The following is a 7432-nucleotide window of genomic DNA, read 5'->3' on the forward strand; positions in this document are numbered from 1 at the left end:
TCTTTGGGAGACCGCGTGCCGTTCCCGAGCCGCGCGCATCACTCCCAGTCGCGCGGCCGTCTCGCCCACGACGCACGCTCACCCAGACGCCTGTCAACCATTCGTCTTCATTTCTACTACCTCGCGGCTCCAGATCGCGGAGCCGCGCCTTGCCCCACGCCCTCGGCGCGTCGCACCACGGCCTCAAGCGCCGCGCCCGTCTGCTGCGCGTGAGCCAGCGCCTGGGCCAGCCACGCGCCGAGCCGCTCGGCGTGCGCCGACGCGGCATGGAGCCGCTCCTCGGTCGATGCGATCAGCGCTCTCGATCGAGCTTCCAGATCGCGGAGCGCATCCTCTCCAAGCGACCGGGATGCGTCGGTCTCGCTCGCGCTTGCCGAGTGCTCCTCGGTCCGCGCCCGGCTCACCACATCCTCGATGCGTTCCCTGTCCGCCTCGGCCCTTGCGAGCAATTCCGACAGCGAGCCCCGCACACGCTCTGCGTTGTCGATCCCGAGTCCCAGCTCGCGCACGAGCGTGCGGATCGGTTCGAGTGTCTCCGGCCGTGAGAGCGACTCGGCCCGCTCGACCAGTGCTCCAAGCGTCGCACTCGCTTCCTGCGACGCCTCGATCCCGGCACGCGCAGAGCCCTCAACCTCCGTGACGCCCTTCGTCGTCGCGTCATCGATCTTCGCAACGCCCGCACCAACAGCCCGCTCGATCGCGTCGGTCGCGCCGGTGGCCTGCTCGAGCAACGCCCGCCGGATCGCAGCCGCACGCTCGTCGAGTCTCGCCTCGAAGCGCGACACGATCCCCTCCGCGGCCGAAGCCGCGGCGCGGTGGGCCGCTTCCGTCGCGCCCGCCGCGGCCCTAGCTCCGCCGTCGCGGATCAGCGCCTCGATCACGGCGATCCCCTCGTCGGATCCTGCCCGCAGACGCGACGACTCGCGCTGCGATGCCGCTTCGACTCGTTCGATCGCAGCACGCTCGGCCTCGGCCAGCCGTGCCGCCGCCTCACCGACATCCGCAGCCGCCAACCGCTCCACACGCGCGGTCGCTTCCAACGCGGCGTGAACCTGCTCCGACGCCCGCGTGAGCTGCGACTCTCCGCGCGCCAGCCGCTGATCGATCAGGGCGACGCTCCGCCCGAGCGACTCGGTCCTCGACCGAAGCTCTTCGAGCGTCCGCCCGGCGATCGCCTGCGCGACACGCAGCTCCTCCGCCGCCGCCCCCATCGCGCTGGTCTGCGTAGCCGCAGCCCTCACGAGCGAGCCGAGCTCCTCGATCATCGCCGCGTAGCGCTCGGTGTTGAGCACGCGCGGGGTGATCAGGATCTCTTCAACCGCCGAGGCCGCTTCCGCCCGAGTCAGTTTCTCTGCCATGGCCGTCCTCCGTGACGAACCCGTCTGCCGACTGCCCCCCGCACCTCGTACACAATACACCGGATTCCCCGCTCCGTGCGCTACACTCCGCCGTGCAACACCCGCTCCGATCCACAAAGTCTCCCCATGCTCGCCCCGAAGACGAGTACCGCGACGCGTCGCGGGGTGAGCGTCTCCAGCGTGTGCTCGCCGAGGCAGGGGTCGCCTCCCGCCGCGCGTGCGAGCAACTCATCAAAGACGGCAAGGTCCGGGTCAACGGACGCGTGCTCACCGATCTGCCGATATGGGTGGATCCCGCCGCCGATCGCATCATCGTCGATGGCAAGCCCCTGAAGCCCGCCTCTCCGCCCGTCTACATCATGCTCAACAAGCCCCCGCGCACGCTCTGTGCCGCGTCGGACGAGCCGGGCGCAGACCGCTTGACCGTCCTCGATCTCGTCCGCCACCACTCCGGCGCACGCCTGTTTCCGGTCGGGCGGCTCGATTACGACGCCATGGGGCTCCTCCTGCTGACCAACGACGGAGACCTCGCCCACAGGCTGACCCACCCGAAGTTCGGAGGCCGGCGCGTCTACGAGGTCGCGGTCGCCGGCGTCGTTCCTCCCCGCACGCTGGCGGAACTCAACCGACGGCTCCGCTCGCGCAGGACGACGACAGACACCGGCGAGCCGGTCTCCATCATCGGGTTCGACGACGGCAAGACCATCCTGCGCATCAATCTGCTCGAATCCCGCGGCACGCTCGTGCAGGACCTGCTCGCCAAGACCGGACACCACGTCAAACGCCTGGAACGCATCGCCTTCGGGCCTCTACTCCTCAGGGGGATCGCACGAGGAGAGTGGAGGGAACTCGAACGTCGAGAGGTCCTCGCCCTCAAGCGGGATGTCAGCGAGGCCGCACCCCTCCCCGATCGCCCCAGGTCGGCATCAAAGGCAGGCAAACGCAAGCCCCGCCGCGCCTCGCGCGCCGCAAGCAGCCCCAAACCCCGAAACGCGAAGCCCGATCCCACCAAGCGAGCCCCGAGGCCGACCGGGAACGCAGGGGGCAGAGCAGATGCCTCAGGACGCTCAGAATCGCCCGCAAAAGCAGCCAGGCCCTCAACTGGCCCGCGAACCCGGAACGCCGCTTTTCAGCCCAAGAATCGAACTGGAGCGAACCGGCGACGCTCGGAGAGGGAATAACATCCTTCCCATGCTGCACGGCTTACGGACCAGACCCTTCCACATGTTTCTCACGCTCTCCGCGTGTGCGACCCTCTTTGCCGCTTTAGCTTCAACGAGCGGTTGCTACAAGCGGGTCGTCAAGGCAGAGGGCATCGGCGCAGAAGGCGTCGCCGTCCAGCCCTCGAACCGTTCCAACAGTCTTGTAGATCGGGCTGTGTTCGGTACAGAAACGAAATCGAACCCGCGTCGTCCGTCGGGGTACACGCCGCGCGATTGAGAGCCGCGGCTTCCCACCCTCCAACCGGCCACAACGGCCAGAGGGTCTTCGTCCCTTCACAACGCTTCAGAGGCCCTGATGCACGCCGAACGACACACCGAATTCTCCATCTACCTCGATCAACGTCCCGGTGAACTGGCGGGTGTGCTGGGCGCGCTCGGAGAACACGGGGTCCAGCTCGCGGCTGTAAATGTGGCCGAACACAACAGCCGGGCCGTTGTGCGACTTCTCGGCCGCGAGACCGAAACCCTGCGACACGCCTGCGAATCGCTCGTTGACTCCGGCGTCAGCCCGATCGTGGAGACCGAGGTCGTCGTGGTGGATATGTCCGACCGCCCCAACGCCCTCCGAGAGATCGCGGTCGCACTGGCCGCTGCCCGCGTCAACATCCGATACGCCTACCTCGCCCAGCGTGGCCCGGGGCTCGGCCCGCGCTGCATCCTGAAGGTCTCCGACATCGAACCCGCGATGGCAACGATCGAGCCCCTGCCCTAGCCGGCGCCGAATGCCGAATGCCGAATGCCGAATGCCGAATGCCGAATGCCGAATGCCGAATGCCGAATGCCCCTAGACTTCTCTCTCTGGAGTTCCCCCCATGGGCATCGAAGCCGCACTTCCCACTGACGCCATCCTGACCACGCAGCTCAAGCGTGTGATCAACTGGGCTCGCCGCTCCTCTATCTGGCCGATGCCCTTCGCCACCGCGTGCTGCGGCATCGAACTCATGGCCACCGCCTGCTCCCGCTACGACCTGGCCCGCTTCGGCGCAGAGGTCATGCGCTTCAGCCCCCGCCAGTCCGACCTGCTCATCGTCGCCGGTCGCATCAGCGTCAAGATGATGCCCGTCCTCCAGCGTATCTATGAGCAGATGACCGAGCCCAAGTGGGTCATCTCCATGGGCGCCTGCGCCTCCACCGGCGGCGTCTTCGACACCTACGCCGTCGTGCAGGGGTGCGATCAGTACATCCCGGTCGATGTCTACGTCCCCGGCTGCCCGCCCCGCCCCGAGATGCTCATCGAGGGCATCATGGCCATCCAGCGCCACATCGACAACGAGGGCATCCCGCCCAAGGGCCCCGACGGCAAGCGCATCCCGCTCAACATCGCGGTGCAGCCGACCCACGTCGTCCGCCCTCAGCCGCTGCCTATCGGCGTGCGGTGAGCGCGTGACGAACGGGCTGCAGCCGACTCAGTCATCGTTGAATGAGCCGCCGCTCCCGATGCCGAAGGCAACGCCAATCGCCACCATGATGAAGATCCCGTCGATGAGATCGAAGGAATCCATAAAGACGTTTTCCTTCAAGTACTCCTTCGCGCCCTGATTGAAGCGGTCCTGTTGGACACGGACATACGCGGCTCTTTCCGCAGATGATTTCGCTGTCCAACGACGCATCGTCTCCGTTTGGATCTCCTTCGGAAAATCCTCGAGCTTCTCCGCATCCTCACGGGACACATTCGAGATCCAGTTCTTCAGCTGCCCCGATGCCTCCCACTCTGAGGTGACTTCGCGAGCAAGGAAATAGGGGGCATCTTCCTCTTGGATCCTCATCTCGGTTCTGGACATCTTTCCGACGAACTCATCCGCGATCATCGAGATCGCCCAGTATCGTCCGCCCATCACCGCTGCTACGGCGATCACGGCCGCGATGATCCCTGTCGTCATTCCTCTGTAGTTGCCGGCGATCACCGCGACACCACCACCCGCCAACATGCCCACAAGCGCGGCGATGTACCCGATCTCAACCTGGAGGGACTTTGCGATCATGGCCCAGATGCACGCGCCGATCCCGCCTCCTACCGCGCCGCCTACGACACTGAATCCAACCGCAGCAGGGCCCTGCAACGCGCCTCCGAGACCACCCAGCAGACTCGGCCCCTTGCTGGCCTTCGGCGCCTTCTCTTTCGGCGCCATCACCACCCGCGTCCCCATCGCCTTCCCCGTCTCGCTGTTGTGACCGCACGATGTGCAGATCACTCCCTCCTTCGGCATCGGCGCGGAGCACGCCGTGCATCGCTTGCCCTCTACAGCCAGACTCCCCGCCAGCCATGCCGGCGTCGCCGCGCCGGAAGCCGCATCCGGCTTGCCCTGTGATGCTCCACCCTTCGCCTCAGCCGCGGCTTTCGCGAAGCACGGCTCGCACCAGTACCGTCCCTTGGCGTCCTTGTGGCGCTTCGCCTGAGAGACATCGACCTCGCACTTGCAGCACACCTTGTTGACGCTTTCGCCCGGCATGGTCGTCCTCAGCAATGGCAGAGAAGGGGTGGAATCGGCCCACGAGAGTATCAGATTGTGCCTCGCCAGTCATCGGGTATCGTCCTCAGCGTCTCCCGATACCCCACCCGCCCCGGTTCATCGGTATCACCCGCCCGGATAGCATCTCGCCCCATCCACCCAAGCCATCCGAAGGAGAGCACATGGACCTCGGGCTCACCGGCAAAGTCGCGATCGTCGCCGCCTCATCCAAGGGGCTCGGATACGCCGTCGCCCGAGCCCTCGCCTCGGAAGGGTGCCGGGTCTGTGTAAGTTCACGGTCGGCCGATGCCGCTGAAGCCGCGGCCAGAGCCATCGCCACGGAGACGGGCTCCCAGACCCTCGGCCTGGCGTGCGATGTCACCCGTGCCGCCGATTGCGAACGCCTCGTCGCCGAGGTCGCGAGCCGGTGGGGGGGCACGGACATCCTCATCAACAACTCCGGCGGCCCTGCTCCCGGTCCGTTCGACGCAGCCGACGAGAACGCCTGGCAGGCCGCGATCGACTCGACGCTCATGAACGTCGTCCGCCTCTCGCGGCTCTGCATCCCGCACATGAAGAAGCAGAAGTGGGGGAGGATCATCACGATCACCAGCACCTCCGCCGTGCAGCCGATCGACAACCTGATGCTCTCGAACGCCCTCCGTGGCGCGGTCCACGGGCTGTCCAAGACCCTCGCCACAGAGCTCGCGCCGCACGGCATCCTCGTCAACTGCGTCCTTCCCGGCATGCACGCGACCGATCGCCTGACCCACCTCTCCGAGGCCCGCGCCAAGGTCTCCGGCCTCACACCCGCCGAGGAGTACGCCATGCTCTCACAGGCGATCCCGCTCGGGCGGCTCGGCGATCCCAACGAACTCGCTTCTGCGGTCGCGTTCCTCGCCAGCGAACGCGCATCGTTCATCACCGGCACGAGTCTCCTCGTCGACGGCGGCGCGACTCGCGGGCTCACGTGAAAAACAAAGACGCCCCGGCGTCTGCCGAGGCGTGAATGAACTTTCAGTTGTGTCGCCAGAGGGAGCGAATCACTTATCAGCGACGTTCAGCGAGCGGCCCGCGGCACGCTTGCGGTTCATCATCTTGCGCCCGTTGGTGGTCTTCATCCGTGCGCGAAAGCCGATCGAGCGCTTCCTCTTCAGACGGCTGACACGGTGTGGATAATGCATAGCCGGCTCCTGGATCGACATGGGCGACATCGCCCACGCCCGCCCGATGGGGGGCAGAGACAATAGCCCGCCAGACGCCCGTTTGCTACTTTCCATGCCAGATCAGGCGGACGATCCATCCGGTGCTTTCCCTTGAACTGGCCAGTAGACCACATAGTTATCGGACATTCATGACTGAATCTCACTTTCCTTCGTCCATGTACGGTGTACGAAACGCCGATGCGTGGTATGTTCAGAGGGTCGGGTCGGCTTCGCCGACCGCAGACGCGTCCGCTCCTCTGCCGTCGTCCGTTCGGTGTTCGCACGGACGGCAAATGAGCGCCCGCGTCCGCTCTTGAGCCGCATGGCGCCGCTCAAGCACATCGTCGGTCACCGGACCGACAGGCGGATGGAATGGACCACTCATCGTTGCGCGCCGCAGAAGCGGCAATCGGGTACACGTTCAAGCGCATCGAGCTCCTCGACCTCGCGCTGACGCACGCCTCGGTCTCCGAAGACCGGCTCAACTCGAACGAGCGTCTGGAGTTCCTCGGCGATGCCGTGCTCGGCCTCGTTGTCTGCGAGATGCTCTACGAGCGATTCCCCAATCTCCTCGAAGGGGAGATGACCAAGATCAAATCCACCATCGTCTCCCGGCGCACCTGCGCCCAGATCTCGACCCAGCTCGGGCTCGACTCCCTGCTGATGCTCGGCAAGGGGATGCAGACAGCCCGGGGCGACGCCCTCCCGTCCTCGCTCGCCGCCGCGGTCTTCGAGTCTGTCATCGCTGCGGTTTATCTCGACGGCGGCTGCGATATGACACGCGCGTTCCTGCGCCCGCTCCTGATCGGGCTCGTTGATCGTGCCGCGGAGAGCGGGCATCAGCACAACTACAAGTCCGTGCTCCAGCAGCACGCGCAGCAGGTGTTCAACGAGACCCCGACGTACAAGGTGCTCGACGAGAAGGGACCGGACCACGCCAAGTGCTTCAAGGTCTGCGTCGAGATCGCCGGCCGCAGGTTCGAGCCCTGCTGGGGTCAGTCCAAGAAGCAGGCCGAGCAGGAGGCCGCCCTCATCGCGCTGCACGACCTCGGCATCGTCGCCCACGCCGCCGATGGCGAGGTGCGAGTGGTCAAGTCGTAGCCGCGAACGCACAAAGCTATATAATATTATTTCCCTCTGCCCCTCTGCCCCTCTGCCCCTCTGCCCCTCTGCCCCTCTGCCCCTCTGCCCCTCTG

The 7432-nt window shown here is 66.1% G+C and carries 8 protein-coding genes; 5 read left to right on the forward strand and 3 right to left on the reverse strand.

Annotated elements, in window-relative coordinates; genetic code table 11:
• Positions 1–116 precede the first annotated feature (116 nt).
• A complete protein-coding gene (locus tag KF838_15815; GenBank protein QYK48243.1) occupies positions 117–1358 on the reverse strand; it encodes a hypothetical protein in 1242 nt (413 codons plus the stop codon).
• Between the two features lie 92 nt (positions 1359–1450).
• Between KF838_15815 and KF838_15820 the strand changes: the two genes are divergently transcribed.
• The 3 genes from KF838_15820 (at position 1451) to KF838_15830 (ending at position 3960) form a co-directional block, all read left to right on the forward strand.
• Positions 1451–2539, forward strand: coding sequence for a hypothetical protein (locus tag KF838_15820; protein QYK48244.1), 1089 nt, complete (start codon positions 1451–1453; stop codon positions 2537–2539).
• A 337-nt stretch (positions 2540–2876) separates the two neighbouring features.
• Positions 2877–3293, forward strand: coding sequence for a hypothetical protein (locus KF838_15825; protein QYK48245.1), 417 nt, complete (start codon positions 2877–2879; stop codon positions 3291–3293).
• Positions 3294–3393: 100 nt separating this feature from the next.
• Positions 3394–3960, forward strand: coding sequence for an NADH-quinone oxidoreductase subunit B (locus KF838_15830; GenBank protein QYK48246.1), 567 nt, complete (start codon positions 3394–3396; stop codon positions 3958–3960).
• Between the two features lie 27 nt (positions 3961–3987).
• On the opposite strand, the gene KF838_15835 is transcribed toward KF838_15830, so the two are convergent.
• On the reverse strand, positions 3988–5031 hold the full coding sequence (locus KF838_15835) for a hypothetical protein (GenBank protein ID QYK48247.1): 1044 nt from the start codon (positions 5029–5031) through the stop codon (positions 3988–3990).
• Positions 5032–5213: 182 nt separating this feature from the next.
• On the opposite strand from KF838_15835, the gene KF838_15840 reads away from it, so the two are divergent.
• Positions 5214–6005, forward strand: coding sequence for an SDR family oxidoreductase (locus tag KF838_15840; GenBank protein QYK48248.1), 792 nt, complete (start codon positions 5214–5216; stop codon positions 6003–6005).
• A gap of 69 nt (positions 6006–6074) precedes the next feature.
• Here KF838_15840 and rpmH read toward each other — a convergent pair whose 3' ends face one another.
• Positions 6075–6215: a 50S ribosomal protein L34 gene (rpmH, locus tag KF838_15845; protein ID QYK49848.1), complete on the reverse strand. Its 141-nt coding sequence runs from the start codon at positions 6213–6215 to the stop codon at positions 6075–6077.
• Positions 6216–6608: 393 nt separating this feature from the next.
• On the opposite strand from rpmH, the gene rnc reads away from it, so the two are divergent.
• Positions 6609–7337: a ribonuclease III gene (gene rnc, locus KF838_15850; GenBank protein QYK48249.1), complete on the forward strand. Its 729-nt coding sequence runs from the start codon at positions 6609–6611 to the stop codon at positions 7335–7337.
• The last annotated feature ends 95 nt before the right edge of the window (positions 7338–7432 follow it).

The sequence above is a fragment of the Phycisphaeraceae bacterium genome (assembly GCA_019454185.1).
Lineage (GTDB): Bacteria > Planctomycetota > Phycisphaerae > Phycisphaerales > UBA1924 > JAHBWV01.

Bases quoted from the DNA above. Each gene is read 5' to 3' on its own strand.
- rpmH (QYK49848.1), bottom strand. From the start codon at position 6,215: ATGCATTATCCACACCGTGTCAGCCGTCTGAAGAGGAAGCGCTCGATC.
- rnc (QYK48249.1), top strand. From the start codon at position 6,609: ATGGACCACTCATCGTTGCGCGCCGCAGAAGCGGCAATCGGGTACACG.
- KF838_15830 (QYK48246.1), top strand. From the start codon at position 3,394: ATGGGCATCGAAGCCGCACTTCCCACTGACGCCATCCTGACCACGCAG.
- KF838_15825 (QYK48245.1), top strand. From the start codon at position 2,877: ATGCACGCCGAACGACACACCGAATTCTCCATCTACCTCGATCAACGT.
- KF838_15840 (QYK48248.1), top strand. From the start codon at position 5,214: ATGGACCTCGGGCTCACCGGCAAAGTCGCGATCGTCGCCGCCTCATCC.
- KF838_15835 (QYK48247.1), bottom strand. From the start codon at position 5,031: ATGCCGGGCGAAAGCGTCAACAAGGTGTGCTGCAAGTGCGAGGTCGAT.
- KF838_15815 (QYK48243.1), bottom strand. From the start codon at position 1,358: ATGGCAGAGAAACTGACTCGGGCGGAAGCGGCCTCGGCGGTTGAAGAG.